The 14,743-nt window shown below is 69.4% G+C and carries 16 protein-coding genes; 5 read left to right on the top strand and 11 right to left on the bottom strand.

The annotated features are described in order from the left end of the window. Positions 1-25: 25 nt before the first annotated feature. Positions 26-799 (bottom strand): NAD(P)H-hydrate dehydratase, encoded by a 774-nt coding sequence (locus RJT68_RS03575; protein ID WP_407039008.1) that lies wholly within the window; start codon positions 797-799, stop codon positions 26-28. Positions 800-927: 128 nt separating this feature from the next. Here RJT68_RS03575 and RJT68_RS03570 point away from each other — a divergent pair, with 128 nt between their 5' ends. Beyond that, the gene (locus tag RJT68_RS03570) at positions 928-1,551 is read left to right on the top strand and encodes a phosphoribosyltransferase (RefSeq protein WP_407039007.1); all 624 of its coding nucleotides are present in this window, start codon (positions 928-930) and stop codon (positions 1,549-1,551) included. Between the two features lie 61 nt (positions 1,552-1,612). Here RJT68_RS03570 and RJT68_RS03565 read toward each other — a convergent pair whose 3' ends face one another. From RJT68_RS03565 to RJT68_RS03550, 4 genes are all read right to left on the bottom strand, one after another. Beyond that, the gene (locus RJT68_RS03565) at positions 1,613-1,750 is read right to left on the bottom strand and encodes a hypothetical protein (RefSeq protein WP_407039006.1); all 138 of its coding nucleotides are present in this window, start codon (positions 1,748-1,750) and stop codon (positions 1,613-1,615) included. A gap of 151 nt (positions 1,751-1,901) precedes the next feature. After that, a complete protein-coding gene (gene gdhB, locus RJT68_RS03560; RefSeq protein ID WP_407039005.1) occupies positions 1,902-3,245 on the bottom strand; it encodes a glutamate dehydrogenase GdhB in 1,344 nt (447 codons plus the stop codon). 10 nt (positions 3,246-3,255) lie between these two features. After that, on the bottom strand, positions 3,256-3,396 hold the full coding sequence (locus RJT68_RS03555) for a rubrerythrin-like domain-containing protein (RefSeq protein ID WP_407039004.1): 141 nt from the start codon (positions 3,394-3,396) through the stop codon (positions 3,256-3,258). Positions 3,397-3,504: 108 nt separating this feature from the next. Then, on the bottom strand, positions 3,505-6,507 hold the full coding sequence (locus RJT68_RS03550) for a bacterio-opsin activator domain-containing protein (RefSeq protein WP_407039003.1): 3,003 nt from the start codon (positions 6,505-6,507) through the stop codon (positions 3,505-3,507). A 172-nt stretch (positions 6,508-6,679) separates the two neighbouring features. Here RJT68_RS03550 and RJT68_RS03545 point away from each other — a divergent pair, with 172 nt between their 5' ends. Together RJT68_RS03545 and RJT68_RS03540 are read left to right on the top strand one after the other, a co-directional pair. Beyond that, the gene (locus RJT68_RS03545) at positions 6,680-7,375 is read left to right on the top strand and encodes an ERCC4 domain-containing protein (protein WP_407039002.1); all 696 of its coding nucleotides are present in this window, start codon (positions 6,680-6,682) and stop codon (positions 7,373-7,375) included. A gap of 187 nt (positions 7,376-7,562) precedes the next feature. After that, positions 7,563-8,375, top strand: coding sequence for an alpha/beta fold hydrolase (locus RJT68_RS03540; protein ID WP_407039001.1), 813 nt, complete (start codon positions 7,563-7,565; stop codon positions 8,373-8,375). A 172-nt stretch (positions 8,376-8,547) separates the two neighbouring features. Here the strand turns inward: RJT68_RS03540 and RJT68_RS03535 are convergent, their stop codons facing one another. Then, positions 8,548-8,751: a DUF7511 domain-containing protein gene (locus tag RJT68_RS03535; protein ID WP_407039000.1), complete on the bottom strand. Its 204-nt coding sequence runs from the start codon at positions 8,749-8,751 to the stop codon at positions 8,548-8,550. Positions 8,752-8,914: 163 nt separating this feature from the next. Beyond that, positions 8,915-9,727 (bottom strand): 3-methyl-2-oxobutanoate hydroxymethyltransferase, encoded by an 813-nt coding sequence (panB, locus tag RJT68_RS03530; RefSeq protein ID WP_407038999.1) that lies wholly within the window; start codon positions 9,725-9,727, stop codon positions 8,915-8,917. Positions 9,728-9,942: 215 nt separating this feature from the next. Here panB and RJT68_RS03525 point away from each other — a divergent pair, with 215 nt between their 5' ends. Continuing rightward, the gene (locus tag RJT68_RS03525) at positions 9,943-10,173 is read left to right on the top strand and encodes a DUF5822 domain-containing protein (RefSeq protein WP_407038998.1); all 231 of its coding nucleotides are present in this window, start codon (positions 9,943-9,945) and stop codon (positions 10,171-10,173) included. A 157-nt stretch (positions 10,174-10,330) separates the two neighbouring features. Continuing rightward, entirely contained in the window at positions 10,331-10,699 is a 369-nt protein-coding gene (locus tag RJT68_RS03520) for an ArsR/SmtB family transcription factor (RefSeq protein ID WP_407038997.1), read from the top strand. A 64-nt stretch (positions 10,700-10,763) separates the two neighbouring features. On the opposite strand, the gene RJT68_RS03515 is transcribed toward RJT68_RS03520, so the two are convergent. The 4 genes from RJT68_RS03515 to RJT68_RS03500 form a co-directional block, all read right to left on the bottom strand. Next, positions 10,764-11,345 carry an HAD family hydrolase gene (locus RJT68_RS03515; RefSeq protein ID WP_407038996.1) on the bottom strand — a complete coding sequence of 194 codons (582 nt, stop codon included), beginning with the start codon at positions 11,343-11,345 and terminating at the stop codon, positions 10,764-10,766. Positions 11,346-11,738: 393 nt separating this feature from the next. Beyond that, positions 11,739-12,899 carry an acyl-CoA dehydrogenase family protein gene (locus RJT68_RS03510; RefSeq protein WP_407038995.1) on the bottom strand — a complete coding sequence of 387 codons (1,161 nt, stop codon included), beginning with the start codon at positions 12,897-12,899 and terminating at the stop codon, positions 11,739-11,741. A gap of 52 nt (positions 12,900-12,951) precedes the next feature. After that, positions 12,952-13,872: a dihydrodipicolinate synthase family protein gene (locus RJT68_RS03505; RefSeq protein ID WP_407038994.1), complete on the bottom strand. Its 921-nt coding sequence runs from the start codon at positions 13,870-13,872 to the stop codon at positions 12,952-12,954. 75 nt (positions 13,873-13,947) lie between these two features. After that, positions 13,948-14,625 carry a helix-turn-helix domain-containing protein gene (locus RJT68_RS03500; protein WP_407038993.1) on the bottom strand — a complete coding sequence of 226 codons (678 nt, stop codon included), beginning with the start codon at positions 14,623-14,625 and terminating at the stop codon, positions 13,948-13,950. Positions 14,626-14,743 lie beyond the last annotated feature (118 nt).

The following is a 14,743-nucleotide window of genomic DNA, read 5'->3' as shown; positions in this document are numbered from 1 at the left end:
GACCGCCCCCCTAGACCGACGACCCTCACCTGATCGTGTCCGGAATCCGGTCGATGACGTCCGTCGCCACGAGTCCCGGACCCCTGTCCGCGGTCGCGAGTTCGCCGGCTTTTCCGAGGGCCCACACGCCGAGCTCCGCGGCGTCGGTTCGATCCGTCCCCTGGCCGAGCAACGAGGCGACGATCCCGGTGAGGGTGTCCCCCGTCCCGGCGACCGCCAACGCCGTCGTCCCGGTCTCGTTGGTTCGCCGCTCGCCGTCCGCGACGATTTCGTCGACGTCGCCGGTCAGCGCGATCACGGCTCCCGTCTCCCCGGTGAACGCCTCGAGCGAGCCGTACTCCTCGCGAATCGGGTCGACTTCGCGGCTGCTGGGGGTGAGAATCGCGTTCGACAGGTCCGCCTCGAGCCCGGGTTCGATCGCGAGGGCGTCGACCACCACCGGGACGTCCGCGCCGGAGACGGTCTCGCGGACGGCGCCCTCGTCCGCGTCGACGAGTCCGGGGCCGATCACGAGCGCGTCCGCCCACTCCTCGAGTTCCATCGCCCGCTCGACGGCCGCGTCCCCGAAGTGGTCGCCCCGGTAGGAACTCACGAGCAGGTTCGGCGAGTGACCCGCGACGACCGGGTAGGTGTCCGCCGCGACGAGCGTTCGAACGTGGTCGGAGCCGGTTCGCAACGCGGCCATCCCGACCAGCGCCGGCTGGTTCGGGTAGCCGACGCTGCCGCCGACGATGCCGATCCGGCCGTTGTCGGACGACTCCTCGGAAACGTCCGCGAGCGTTCGCTGCAGTCGCGTCATATTGGCCGTGGATGGCCCCTAGCCGAAGCGTTTCGGCAGGCGTGTTCCGGTCCGAGGCCGATCGTCGTCGCCCCGTCCCGTGCCACGGAAAAACATAGGTGGTGGACGGCGTACTCCCGCGCGTGACCATGTTCGACGATCGAACCGACGCCGGCGATCGACTCGCGGCCGAACTCGAGCGGCGGGACGTCGAGGCGGACGTCGTCCTCGGGATTCCGCGGGGGGCCCTCCCCGTGGCCCGGCCGGTCGCCGACGCCCTCGGCGCCGAACTCGACGTCGTCGTCGCCTCGAAGATCGGCGCGCCGGAGAACCCCGAACTCGCCGTCGGCGCCGTTGCCAGCGACGGCAGCGTCTGGCTCAACGAACCGCTCGTCGAGCACCTGAACGTGACCGAAACGTACCTCGAGCGCGAGCGCCGGAAGGAGGCCGAGTACGCCGCAGAGAAGGCCGAGCGCTACCGCGACGGGGGGAAGGTGCCGAACCTCGAGGGGAAACGCGTCGTGATCGTCGACGACGGACTGGCGACGGGCGCGACCGCCCGCGCCTGCATCCGACAGGCCTACGAGGCCGGCGCCGAGCGCGTCACCCTCGCGGTGCCCGTCGCCTCGCCGGACTCCCTCGAGGACGTCGCCGCGGAGACCGACGAGGTGGTCGCCCTCCAGAAACCGCCGGACTTTCGCGCCGTCGGGCAGTTCTACCGGCGGTTCGACCAGGTGCAGGACGAGGAGGCGATGCGGTACCTCGAGACGTAGCGGCCTCGAGACGGAGTAGAATCGACGATCGGTTCGGAGGCGACGCTCGTGAGGGTCCGAGTTAGCGCAGCCAGGTGTCGAGGTAGCCCTCGATGCGGGCGACGAACGCGGGTGTCGGGGTTCCGGGCAGGTAGCAGTCGAGGTCTTCCTCCTCGGTTCGTCCGTAGAGCCGTTCTTCGTAGCGGTCGATCGGTTCCATGCGGCCGCTAGGAACCGACCGAGTTTAAGGATTTTCGAACATTGTTTTTCATTATCGAAACGTAAGTGTGAGAATCGGAAACACGCGACGATTGCAGTCGGTCGGTCGCACTCGTTCCGTCGAACTCGAGCGCTCGCGAACGCCGCGGTGATCAGGGCCAGAGCCCGCGCATCTCGTGGGCCTCGGCGACCCGCGAGAGCGCGACGACGTAGGCGGCGTCGCGCCAGGTCACGTCCCGCCGTTCGACCTCCCGGACGACGGCGTTCCAGGCCTCGAGCATCTCCGACTCGAGTTCCTCGTTGACCCGCTTCTCGCTCCACTTCCGGCGGTTGATGTCCTGGAGCCACTCGAAGTAGCTGACGGTGACGCCGCCGGCGTTGGCGATGATGTCGGGGACGACCTGGACGCCCCGTTCGTCGAGGATGGCGTCCGCGGCGAACGTCGTCGGGCCGTTGGCCCCCTCGACGACGATGTCTGCCCGAATATCGTCGGCGTTGTCCTCGGTGATGACGTTGCCGACGGCCGCCGGGATCAACACGTCGACGTCGAGTTCGAGGAGGTCGTCGTTCGAGAGGCGCTCGAGGCCGGCCGCGTCGGCGTGACCCTCGGTGACGTATCGCGTGACCGCCTCGGGTTCCTCGTCGTGGGAGGGGATCGACGCCACGTCGACCCCGTCGGGGTCGTAGATCGCGCCGTTGACGTCGCTGACGGCGACCACCGTCGCGCCCCACTCCTCGAGCAGGCGCGCGGCGTTCGCGCCGACGCTGCCGAAGCCCTGGACGGCGACCGTGGTGTCCTCGAGGGGGCGATCGTCGTACGAACAGATCTCGCGCGTGACGATGGCGACGCTGCGGCCGGGGGCTTCCTCCCTGCCGTAGGAACCGCCGATCGTCGGCGGTTTGCCGGTGACGACGCCGGGGATCGTCTCCCCCTCTTGCATGCTGTAGGCGTCCATCAGCCAGGCCATCGTCTGCGGATCCGTCCCCATGTCGGGCGCCGGGATGTCCTTGGTCGGGCCGATCGAATCGCGGATCTCCTGGGCGAACCGGCGGGTGAGTCGCTCCTTCTCCTCGCCGCTGAGCGACTTGGGATCGACGACGACCCCGCCTTTCGCCCCGCCGAACGGGAGGTCCATCACGGCGCACTTCCAGGTCATCCACATCGAGAGGCCGACGCACTCGTCGCGCGTGACCGCCGGGTGGTAGCGCAGGCCGCCCTTGTACGGCCCGCGGACGCTGTCGTGCTGGGCCCGGTAGCCGGTGAAGACGTCGACGCTCCCGTCGTCGCGGCGGACGGGCACCGTGACCTCCAGCACCCGCGTGGGGTGCTCGAGGCGATCGACGATGCTCTCGTCGATCTCGAGGTGGGCCGCCGCGCGGGCGAGTTGCCGCCGCGCCGTCTCGAGGGCGCTCTCGGACTCGCCGGTCGCCCTCCCGCGCTCCTCGGTCGACGCACTGGTCGCTCCCTCCGCGGGTTGGAATGAGTCGGAAGACATGAACTAAATGCTACTCGATCGGCGTTCCTCGATTCCGCATGTCGGCGCCGCACTCGGGACACGTTCGCGGCGCGTCCGCCCGAAGGACGGCGCCGCAGTCGAAGCACTCGTACGTCGATTCTTCCCGTGGATCGAATTGAACGTCTCTCATGGTGGATACGACGACCGGAACGGGGCGTTCGTCGTGTCCACAGATAATAGGGATATTAGGGTGAATGTATTCGTTATATTCAGAACGTCGATCGCGGAGAGGGGTTCACTATTCACCCCCCGTAGCAACGTTTGCCGGAAGGTCCAGCTCGTCGAACAGGATCGAGAACAGCTTCCGCTGCACCGTCCGGTTGTGGCGGTAGAACGCGGCCGGCGAGATGCCGAGCGTCTCGGCTATCTCCTCGCCGGTGCGCTCGCGCGGGGACTCGAAGAAGCCGCCGTAGTAGGCCAGGCGAACGACCTCGAGTTGCCGCTCGGTCAGCCGGTCGAGTAACTCCGACCGGAGGTCCCGCGCGGTCGCCCGCTCGACGGTCCGCTTCGAGACGAGGTCGACGTCCGAGACGACGCTCGAGACGACCTCGATGCTGCGCCGGACGTCGACGGCGCTCGGGACGTCGACGACGACCGTCGATCCCGACGGCGTCGCCTCGACCCCGCGGAGGACGACGCCGTGATCCGCGAGCCGGAGCGCCAGGAACGATCCCGTCAGCTCGAGCAGGAGCGTCCCGGACTCCTCGCCCTCGCGCTCCCCGATCACCCGCGCGTCGGCGACCGAGACGAGGTCCTCCGCGGCGGCCGCGACGTCTTCGACGGGCGCGCCGTCGACCCGCGCAACCACGGAGACGCCGTCGGCGCGCTGGGTGACGCCGCCGTCGAACGAGACCGCACAGTCGCCCCGCGCCGCGAGGCGCTGGAAGAGGAACGTCTCGTCGTCGGCCGCGAACTCGATTCGGGTGCTCGAGGGCGTCAGCAGCGCGCTCTTGCGCTCGACGGCGGCGATCGCGGAGGCGACCGTCTCCCCGAGTTCCTCGAGGACCGCCCGGGAGACGGCGTCGAACGCCTCCGGCCGGTCGGCGTAGACGGTCAGGACGCCGTATGCGAACTCGTCGTACGCCAGCGGCACGCTGATCGCCGACTGGTAGTCCCGCGAGAGCGCTTCCCGTCGCCACTCGTCCTCGTGGAGGCGGTTCGCCACGTTCGAGACGACGGTCACCTCGCGGAACGCCGCCGTCCGCACCGCGGGCTCGAGGTCGGCTGCTCGAGGTCCCGTACTCCCCTCACTCTCGAGCGCGTCGTCCTCGAGCGCGAACGAGACGCCGTCGAGGTAGCCCCCCTCGGCGCCGCCGTGGGCCCGCGAGCGCAGGTGCGCGCCGCCGGCGTCGGGGACGCCGATCCAGGCGAACCGAAACCGGTCGTCGGCCGTGAGTCGGTCGCAGACGGCGCGTTCGATCTCCTCCCGGGTTTCGGCCCGCACGAGCGCCTGGTCGATCTCCCGGATGATCTCGTTGATCCGATCGAGGCGAGTGAGTTCGCGGTTGCGCTCGGTGAGTTCGCGCTCCTGCTCGCGCAGGGTCGTCTCGCGCTCGACGCGGTCGAGCGCCGCCTCGGCGGTCGCCGCGAGCAGGTCCGTCACCTCCTCGGTGACCTCGTCGAACGCCCCGACCTCGTCCGATCCGGCCACGAGGACGCCGTGGTCGCGCAGCGGGACGACCGCCGCGCTCCGGAGGTCGGTCCCGTCGTCCGAAAGCGGCGAGTCCCGAACGTCGTCGAAGAACCGGCTCTCCCCCGCGACGAAGGCGCTCCCGACGAGGGTGTCCGCGCTCGCCCGCCGCCTGCGCTGGGGCCCGTCGAGGCGCTCGAGCGCCGGCGCGCACGCGGCCGGCTCGAGCACGTTCTCGTCGGTGTCGAACAGGAACACCGCGTTCGCCTCGAGGCCGAGGACGTCGACGGCGTCCTCGACGACGATCTCGGCGATCTCGCGGTCGGTCTCGGCGTACAGCACCCGCCGGGCGGTCCGGTGGAGCGCCGACAGCGCCTCCTCCCGGCGCTTGCGCGTCGTCACGTCGCGACAGCTGTAGAGGGTCGTCCCGCCCTGGATGTCCACCCGGCGGACGTTGACCAGCAGGACGTGTTCGCGCCCCCGCTTGTCGGTGGCCGTGCACTCGATGTTCGTCAGGACCCCCTCCGACTCGAGTTCGTCGGGATCGAAGAGGTCCTCGCCGAGCACCTCGTCGATCGTCCCCAGGTCGCGGATCTCGTCGTCCGAGTAGCCGAAGATGAAGTGAACGTTCGGACAGACGTAAGTGAACGCCCCCTCGTCGTCGGTGATGAGGATCGTGTCGGTCATGTTGTTGAGCGTCACCCGGTGGAGTTCCTCCGACTCCCGGAGTTCGCGCTCGAGTTCGACGCGGTCGGTCACGTCCGCCCCCTCCGCGAGCAGCGAGACGATCGCCCCCGACTCGTCGCGCACGGGGCGGACGGTCACCTCGAGGGTGCGCGGGTCGTCCCCGTCTCGGCTCCCGGTTCCGATCCGCAGTTCGCGGCGGACCACCGCCCCGTCGGCCGCGCGCTCGATCGTGGCCTCGAGCGGTTCCGCTTCGGCCTCCGTTTCGCTCCCGTGACCGCCCTCGCCGCCGGCGGGCCGCCACGGCAGGGCCCAGAACGGCCGTCCGCGGACCTCGCCCTCGGTCGCGTCGAGTCCCTCCAGGGCGGTCCCGTTGGCCCGTCGGACGGTCCCGTCGGGCGCGAGCGTCCAGACGTACGCGTCCGGATCGTCGGCGATCGCGCGGAACTGCCGCGTTCGCTCGCGTCGCTCCCTGCGCGTCCGCGCCGTTCCGACCGCGCGTTCGACGGCCGACGCGAGGTCCGCGTCGTCGCAGACGTACTCCGCCGCGCCGGCGGCGACCGCCGCGCTCGCGAGCGCCTCCGATCCGTTCTCCGGGTAGAAGACGACGGCGGCCTCACCGTCGCGCTCGCGGATCGCCTCGACGGTCTCGAGTCCGAACTCGACCGCACCGTCGCCGTCCGGGATCGCTTCGCTGCCGCGGACGTTCCGCTTCCCTCCACCGCGTCCGCCGTCGGGACAGACGCAGACGCAGTCGACGGTCGCCGCTTCGAGCCGCTCGAGGGTCGACTCGACGGTCGTCGCCGTCGATACCGTTCCGTTCGGTCCCGCGACGGACTGGAGGTCGCGCGCGACCGACTCGACCCGCGCGCGATCCGGCCCGACGACGAGCACCCGTTCGACGTCGACGTTCCCCGTTGTCGCCATTCGGCGGGACTAATATTTGCCGCGGTAGAAAGATACCGGTTCGGTCGCGGGACGGCCGCTTCGCGGCAGGAGTTCGGTGAATCGGCGTTGAAGACCCCGAAAGCGAGGTCGTGGACCGCACCTGAGCGAAACCGATACCCGTTCCGGACCCCGTTCACCTGCATACGAAGCTATGACCGTCGCCGTCTCCGTCACCGTCGACGACCGCGAACCAGCCTCCCTGATCGAGGCCGTGCGCAGCCACCCCGACGTGGTCGAGGTCGCCGTCGAGCGCCTCCCCGCGGCTGACGTCGTCGTCGACTCGGTCGGCATCGAGCGCAAGACCCTCCGCGACTACGTCAACAGCGCCATGGGTCGGTCGGGCTCCGACCTCCGCGATCAGGTCGAGCGGATGAACGCGGTCTACGATCACTCGTACGTCCTGCTCGAGGGCGACTTCTCGGACGTCGACGCGCTCGAGACGGGGGTCGCCCCGGCGTCCATCCGCGGCTCGATGGCCTCGATCACGGCCCGCCACGGCACGCCCGTCATCCCGTGTACCGACCGGCGGCGGCTCGTCGACTTCGCGGTCCGGCTCGGACGGAAGCACGTCGAACCGCCCTCGCGTCGGCGACCCCTGCCGACGGGCGCGGTCTCGAGCCGCCGCGAACCGACGACGAAGCGGATCTACGGCTGCATCGACGGCATCGGTCCCGGCCTGGCGGCGACGCTGTACGAGGCGTACCCGAGCGTGGAGTCCCTGCTCGAGGCCTCGCTCGAGGACCTGCTGGCCATCGAAGGGATCGGCGAGACGCGGGCGCGGGCGATCCGCGCGGCCTTCCGAGGGACCGAGGCGGCCGAAGACGGGGACGGGAGCAGGGGGTACTGATCGGCTCGCGGCGTCGGCAGTGTTGATGGGGTCACGGTGTCGACCACTGCTCGGGGACCGGTAGCGCCACTCGTCGACCTCCTCGACCTCGGCGCGATCGGCGGGAGCGGCGTTGCGCCCCGCGTCAGCGAGGGGACGCCGCCCAGCGAACTCGGGACTTTATAGTCGCCCTCCTCGTTCGGTACGTATGAACACGGTCGAACACTACGGCCGGGAGACGGCGTACCATTTCGTCGACCGTACGGGTGGAGACGCCGACGAGGAAGGGGACGAAACGGGCCCGACGCTCTGTTTCGTCCACGGCGCGGGGAGCGACCGTCGCCAGTGGACGCCCCAGCACCGACTCGCGGACCGGTTCCCGCTCGCGACCGTCGACCTGAGCGGCCACGGCGACTCGGAGGACGTCGAGGCCGAACCCGGCTTCACGACGCTGTCGGCGTACGTCGACGACGCCCTGGCCGTCTACGACGCGGTGGCGGCGGACGTCCTCGTCGGCTGTTCGCTCGGCGGCGCCGTCGTCATGCAGGCGCTGCTCGAGCGCGACGTCGATCCGGACGGCGTCGTCCTCGCTGCGACCGGCGCCCGGCTCGGCGTGCTCGACGATCTGCTCGCGTGGCTCGAGGACGACTTCGATCGCGCGGTCGAGTTCCTCCACGGCTCCGACCGCCTCTTTCACGACCCGGACCCGGACCTGCTCGAGCGCTCGCGGGAGGTGCTGTACGAGACCGGTCGGGCGGTCACCGCGCGGGACTTCCAGACCAGTCACCGGTTCGACGTCCGCGACCGCCTGGGCGAGATCGACACCCCGACGCTCGTGTGCTACGGGAAGCACGACCGAATGACGCCGCCGTGGTTCCACGAGTACCTCGCCACCGAGATCCCCGAGACGACGCTCGTCGAGTTCGCAGACGCCGCTCACCTCCTGATGCTCGAGCGCCCCGACGCGTTCAACGGCGTCGTCGCGGAGTTCTGTTCGTCGCTCCAGGTCGCGTCGGGGTAACTGCGCGTGAATCGCTCGAGCGTGACGTTCTCGAGCGGTGACGTGGGACGAAGCAGGAGAAACGAGGGAATCGGCCCCGGATTCGAATTCGATCTGGAGGATGCGATCCAGGCGGCGGGTGAGGCGTGGGTCCGGTCCAGACGGTGGGCGAGGGCGAGGGTGAGGGTGGGTGCTACCGTGCGGACTCGAGGTCGACGAACGCGTCGCCGGTGGCCGTGATCCAGTGGGTCGCGGCCATCTCGTCGGTGCAGTTCCGCGGGTAGAGCGAGCAGACGTCGACGCCGTCGTCGCGTTCGACGATTACGTCTTCGAGCTGAGCCGCAGGGTCTTTGTAACCGTCCACTTTCTTCGGTAGTTGCTCTGGTTTTCGTGCCATGATTGTCCTATTCCGTGTGTACTCGTCCGTACTCACCGGGACACATAAGCGTTTCCTCGAAGATATGGATTCGATATAATGAGTATATATTACCCTATTATCCCGTGCGGCGCTTTCCAACCAGCGATAGAAGACGAACGCGGGCGACGCGTCGATAGGCAGTTCAGTACAGTTCCTCGAGGTCGCTCTCCTCGTGGCTGTGTTCCTCGGCGGGGAACGAGCCGCCCTCGACGGCCTCGACGTAGTCGGCGACGGCGGCCTCCATCTCCGCGCGCGCGTTCCCGAACTGCTTCGAGAAGGAGGGGGTCCACTCGCTCAGGCCGACGGCGTCGTGGAAGACGAGCACCTGGCCGTCGCAGTCCGGCCCGGCGCCGATGCCGATCGTGGGGATGTCGAGGGCCGCGGTCACCTCCGCCGCGAGATTGGCGGGGACGTGTTCCAGGACGAGGGAGAACGCGCCGGCGTCCTCGTGTTCTCGCGCGAGCTCGAGGATGCGCTCGGCGGCCTCCTGATCGGTCCCCTGGCGGGGGTAGCCCCCGTACTGGTTGACGTGCTGGGGGGTGAGGCCGAGGTGGGCCATCACCGGGATACCCAGCTGGACCAGCTTCTCGGTCAGTTCGACGGTGTGAGGTCCGCTCTCGAGTTTGACCGCGTGGGCGCCCTCCTCCTTGAGCATCCGTCCGGCGTTCTCGATGCTCGACCGCTCGTCGACGCCGACCGAGAGGAAGGGCATGTCTGCGACGACGAGGGCCTCCTCGGTGGCCCGCGAGACCGCGCCGACGTGCCCGGCCATCTGGTCGACGGTCACCGGGATCGTCGTCTCGTAGCCGAGCGCGACGTTGCCGACGCTATCACCCACGAGGATGACGTCGACGCCGGCCTCGTCGACGATGGCCGCCGTCGGCGCGTCGTAGGCCGTCAGCATGGTGATCGTCTCCTCGCCCGCCTTCGCCCGAACGTCCCGTACGGTCGTCATGCGTGTACGTCCTGTTCGTCTCGGGCGCTTAAACCTCAACGTTATTCGGTCGCCCTCCGCGCGCCTGCTCCCGACGCGCTCGCGGGCACCGGTCGACGGGTACGCCCCGCCGCTCGGACGCGCCGGCTTCGACTCGACCCGCCGTTAGACGGGTTTCGACGGTTCGAGGCGGCCGTCTCGGCGCGCTTATTAGGATCCGCTCGCGAGTGTCACCCGTGCCCGAACGCGTCGAAACGACCACCCCGGACGGCGTCGACTACGGCTGGGTGATGCAGATGACGTTCGTGACCACGATCCTCGTCGGCGCGCCGATCATCGCGCTGCTGTCGATCGGCGCCGACCTGCCGACGTGGGGCGACCGCGCCGAGTTCGCGATCCGCCTCGGCGCCCCGATCTGGATCGTCGCCGCGCTCGTGATGTTCGCCGTCGAAAAGCGCCGGCAGTGACGCGCCCCGTCGTAACTCGCTCGCGGTCGACCGGCTCGAGTCGGCGCCGTTCGCCCGGCCCCGGCCCCGGCCCGCGGCCCCATTATCCGTGACGGTCGTTCTCGAGCGATGGGAGCCGGTTTCGGTTCGTAAGTCGATACGGAATCGAGTGTTCTATATGGCCGACGCCGACACCTGCTCCGACACCCGGCGGGAACTGATCGACTGCTCACCGCCGTTGATCGTCGATCTCCTGAGCGATCCGACGGCCAGGCGGATCTTCGTCGCCGTCGAACGTCCGAAGACCGTCGGCGAACTCGCGGCGGAACTCGACTTGCCCCAGTCGACGGCGTACCGCCACGTCGGGACCCTCACCGAGGCGGGGCTGCTCAGGCGGCTCAACGACGGCTCTCGAACGGACCTTCCGACCCACTACGTCCGCGCCATCGATTGCGTCTCCGTGACCCTCGACGATCCGGTTCGCATCACGTGCGAGAGAAATGGAATCGCGTTCTACTGCGAACCCGACCTCGAGGACGACCGCTGACCTCGACCCCTGACCGCCGAGTCCGAACTGAGGCTCGAGGGCGATATCGACGGGACCATCCGGATCAGACGCCCGACAGCCCGTCGCCGACGTACTCGAAGGCCGTCCCCGCCCGCCGGGCCGTCTCCTCGTCTCGAGGCGAGTCCCCGACGAACAGCGTCCGCTCGGGTTCGGCGGCGAGTCCCCGGACGGCCTCGAGTAGCGGCTCCGGATCCGGCTTCCACGCGTCGACCGTGTCGCGACCGACGACGACGCCGACCGCCGACGTCAGCCCGTGCTCCTCGAGGGCGATCCGACATGCGGCCTCGCAGTTGAGCGAGCAGGCGCCCACCGGGACCGTCCCCGCGAGCCCCAGCAGGTCGTCGGCGTGGGGGAGTCGGTCGGCCGTTCGGGCCCCCTCCCGCTCGTGGCTCGCGATGACGGCCTCGACCGCCGCGGCCAGGCCGAAGTCGTCCGCGGCCTCGAGGAGGTCCCACAGGTTTCGGCTCGGCGGCTCGACGCCCGCGTCGGCGTAGACCTCGAGGACGTCGGCCGCGACGGCGTTCCAGTCGACGTCCAGGTCGACGAGCGTTCCGTCCACGTCGTAGACGACGGCCTCGTACTCCTCGTAGCTGTGAGCGTCGGTCGGTGTTCCTGTTCCGGTCACGCGTCGGTCACGCCCGTCAATACGTCGGGCGTGCGAATATGCGTTCTGACGTTCGCGCGCTCGATTAGAAAGGAGGTGCCTGCGGTTCGAATGATGAACCGTCGCGCTTTGTATCGAGACTATACGGCTCCCGTTCGCAGGAGTAGGAACGGGGATCGCTCCGAAAGCCCCGACGCCCCTTTCATTCCCGCCCGAAACCACACCCTCCCCCAACCGATTGCGGTGCTCGCTGCGCTGCGCTCCTCATCCGACGGGAGGCGCGAGCGCCTTCCGAGCCGTTCGCTCGCAGCTGCTCGCGAAGACCTCGCGCGATTTGCCGATCCGTCTTCGCTACGCTCGGACGGATCGGCTGCACGCGCCGTATCGATCGAACGAATCGGCCAAACCGAATCCTCACTCGAGCAACTCGCGCGCGATCACCGTCTTCTGGATCTCGGTGGTTCCCTCGTAAATCTCGGTAATCTTGGCGTCGCGGTAGAGGCGTTCGACCTCGCCCTCGGTGACGTAGCCGTAGCCGCCGTGGATCTGGACGGCCTCGTTCGTGACGAACATCGCCGTCTCGCTCGCGAAGTACTTCGCGATGCTCGCCTCGAGCGCGGCCGCCTTCTCCGCCTCGCCCTCGAGTTCGGCCCGCGTTCGGGCGGCGTCGCGCGTGAGGAGGCGGGCGGCGCGGATTTTGGTGGCCATCTCGGCCAGTTTGTGCCGGATCGTCTGGACGTCGGCGATGGGTCGGTCGAACTGCTCGCGCTCGCCGGCGTACTCGAGGGCCTCGTCGAGGGCGCACTGGGCGAGGCCGACCGACTGGGCCGCGATGGAGATCCGACCGCCGGTGAGGATGTGGAAGGCCGCCGAGAGCCCCTTTCCGACCTCCGTCAGGCGGTTCTCGGCGGGGACGCGGGCGCCGTCGAAGGTGAGGCTCGTGGTGTCGCTCGCCCGGAGGCCGAGTTTGTCCTCTTTCTCGCCCACCGCGAGGCCGTCGACGTCGCCCGGGACGAGGAACTGGGTGACGGTCGACGGATCGTCGCGATCGGTCTTCGCGAAGAGGACGTAGACGCCCGCGCGCTGGCCGTTCGTGATCCACTGCTTCTCGCCGGTGATCTCGTACGCCTCGACCTCGCCGTCGTCGCCCTCGATCGGCCGGGCCTCCGTGGTCATCTCCGCCGGGTTCGATCCCGCGTGAGGCTCCGAGAGGGCGAACGCCCCCACGGGACGCCCCTCGGCCATCTCGGGAAGCCAGCGGTCCTTCTGCTCGTCGCTCCCGAACGCCGCGATGCAGGAGGTGGCGAGCCCGTGGACCGACAGCGCCGTCGCCACCGCCAGGCTGCCGTAGGCGACCGCCTCGTAGACCACGCTCGAGGTGACGGGATCGGCGTCGAAGCCGCCGTACTCCTCGGGGACGGTCAACCCCGTCAGATCGAGATCGGCGAGGCCGTCCCAGACCTCCTCGGGAAACTCGCCGGCCCGGTCGGCCTCGGTCGCCGTCGGCCGAATCTCCTCGCGCGCGAACTCGCGTACGGTTTCGCGGATCGCGGTCTGCTCCTCCGTGAGGTTCATGGCCCCGATTCGACCCGCCGCGGCAAAAAGTTCGCCACGACGGGACCGGTCGTCACGCCGGTCGGAGAACGTCGAGTTCCTCGAGTCGCTCCCGTAGCTCCTCCGTGCTCTCCTCGTCTTTCAGCCGCAGCGGACTGCGCAGCGGCCCGGCGTCGAATCCGCGGAGGCGCAGCGCCGTCTTGACGCCGGACATGTACGCGCCGCCGGTCTTGAACGCGTCCCGGACGTCGAACACCAGGCTCTGGAGGTCGCGGGCGCGCTCCTCGTCGCCGTCGTCGTACGCCTCGTAGAGGTCGACGACGAGTTCTGGGAAGACGTTCGCGACGGCGCTCACGACGCCCGAGCAGCCGATCTCGAGGCTCGCGAAGACGAGCGAGTCCGACCCCGCGAGGAACGTGAGGTCGGGGTGGGCGTCGACCGCCTGGGCCAGCCAGGGGACGTCCTTGCTCGAGTCCTTGCAGCCGACGACGTTCTCGATCGCCGCGAGATCGGCGAGGGTCTCGAGCGAGAGCGCGTTCCCCGTCTTGCTCGGAATGTGATAGATGTACACGGGGAGGTCGACCGCGTCGGCGACCCGCCGGTAGTGGTCGACGGCGGCCCGATGGTCGACCGGGTAGTAGTAGGGCGTGACCACGACGATGCCGTCCGCGCCGACGGACTCCGCGTGCTCGGCGTGGGCGATCGTTTCGTGCGTGCTGGGCGCGCCCACGCCCGCGATGACGGGGACGTCGCCGTCGATCTCGTCGACGACGGCCTCGACGACCCCCCGGCGCTCGTCGCCGGTGAGGAGGGCGAACTCGCCGTTCGTCCCGAGCGGGAAGACGCCGTGAACGCCGCCGTCGACGACGAAGCGGGCGTGCTCGGCCGTCGTCTCGTAGTCGACCGACTCGTCCTCGTGGAAGGCGGTGACCGTCGGCGGGACGACGCCTCGCAGGGAGAGCGGATCCGCCGACCCGGGGTCGTGGTGTGCCATGTGCGCTTCTCCGTCGGGGAGCAGAAAAAAGCCCGCGGTCGCCGGCCGCCGAGCGATCGACGGGGTCGAGCCCCGTCAGTCCGTCGCGATCTCGTTCATCGGTTCGTCGAGTTGCTCGCCCGCGAGCACGCGGTTCGCCCGGCGCAGCCGTTCGGAGAGCGCCTGGTGGGAGATGTCGAGTTCGTCGGCGAGTTCCTCGAGCGAGATCTCGCGGGGGACGTCGTAGTAGCCCTGCCGGTAGGCCTCGGCGATGGCCTCCCGCTGGGGTTCGGTGAGCGCGGCGGTCGCCTCGAGGTTCGCGTTCCGGTCGGCCTCGACCATCCGCCTGACGTCGATTCCGACGCTTTCGTCCTCGATGTCCGACAGCGCGTCCGAGAGCTTCTCGCGGCGGGGGAACAGCAACTGGAGGGTCCACCGGGTGCCGGTGACGGAGGCGTCGAGGATCGCCCCGTCGTGCTCGAACAGACGCTGGCAGACGGTCGTGACCCGGTCGCCGTACTCGAGGCGGTAGAACCACTCGCCCTCCTCCGGGTTCTCGAGCAACCGGAGGTGCTCCTCGATCGTCGGATCCTCCTCGAGGCGGGATTCGAGCCGGTCCGGATCCACGCCGGAGAACCACACCAGCGGCATCGTCCGCGACGGGGCGTCGGCGACGACGCTCTCGACGCGCAACTCGAGGTCCGTCAACGCCCGAAACGTCTCCGCCAGCGCGAAGTCGTCCGTCGAGAGCGTGATCTCGGCGATCGTCGTCATCGCGGATCACCGCCGGCGACTCGGCCAGCCGTGGTCTCGAACGCGGTCGGGTCGCTCGAGTCCTGTTCGGAAACGGTTCCACGGTCGTGGCGGCTCTGGGACTCGAATCGTAGCATAA

This window comes from Halovalidus salilacus (genome assembly GCF_031852275.1).
GTDB classification, from domain to species: Archaea; Halobacteriota; Halobacteria; order Halobacteriales; family Natrialbaceae; genus Halovalidus; species Halovalidus salilacus.
Note: the sequence above shows the minus strand (reverse complement) of the source record. Positions and strands in the feature narration are given on the sequence as shown.

Excerpts from the sequence above, each read along its gene's own strand:
- RJT68_RS03575 (WP_407039008.1), bottom strand. The coding sequence starts at position 799 with ATGACGCGACTGCAGCGAACGCTCGCGGACGTTTCCGAGGAGTCGTCC.
- RJT68_RS03570 (WP_407039007.1), top strand. The coding sequence starts at position 928 with ATGTTCGACGATCGAACCGACGCCGGCGATCGACTCGCGGCCGAACTC.
- RJT68_RS03565 (WP_407039006.1), bottom strand. The coding sequence starts at position 1,750 with ATGGAACCGATCGACCGCTACGAAGAACGGCTCTACGGACGAACCGAG.
- gdhB (WP_407039005.1), bottom strand. The coding sequence starts at position 3,245 with ATGTCTTCCGACTCATTCCAACCCGCGGAGGGAGCGACCAGTGCGTCG.
- RJT68_RS03555 (WP_407039004.1), bottom strand. The coding sequence starts at position 3,396 with ATGAGAGACGTTCAATTCGATCCACGGGAAGAATCGACGTACGAGTGC.
- RJT68_RS03550 (WP_407039003.1), bottom strand. The coding sequence starts at position 6,507 with ATGGCGACAACGGGGAACGTCGACGTCGAACGGGTGCTCGTCGTCGGG.
- RJT68_RS03545 (WP_407039002.1), top strand. The coding sequence starts at position 6,680 with ATGACCGTCGCCGTCTCCGTCACCGTCGACGACCGCGAACCAGCCTCC.
- RJT68_RS03540 (WP_407039001.1), top strand. The coding sequence starts at position 7,563 with ATGAACACGGTCGAACACTACGGCCGGGAGACGGCGTACCATTTCGTC.
- RJT68_RS03535 (WP_407039000.1), bottom strand. The coding sequence starts at position 8,751 with ATGGCACGAAAACCAGAGCAACTACCGAAGAAAGTGGACGGTTACAAA.
- panB (WP_407038999.1), bottom strand. The coding sequence starts at position 9,727 with ATGACGACCGTACGGGACGTTCGGGCGAAGGCGGGCGAGGAGACGATC.
- RJT68_RS03520 (WP_407038997.1), top strand. The coding sequence starts at position 10,331 with ATGGCCGACGCCGACACCTGCTCCGACACCCGGCGGGAACTGATCGAC.
- RJT68_RS03510 (WP_407038995.1), bottom strand. The coding sequence starts at position 12,899 with ATGAACCTCACGGAGGAGCAGACCGCGATCCGCGAAACCGTACGCGAG.
- RJT68_RS03505 (WP_407038994.1), bottom strand. The coding sequence starts at position 13,872 with ATGGCACACCACGACCCCGGGTCGGCGGATCCGCTCTCCCTGCGAGGC.
- RJT68_RS03500 (WP_407038993.1), bottom strand. The coding sequence starts at position 14,625 with ATGACGACGATCGCCGAGATCACGCTCTCGACGGACGACTTCGCGCTG.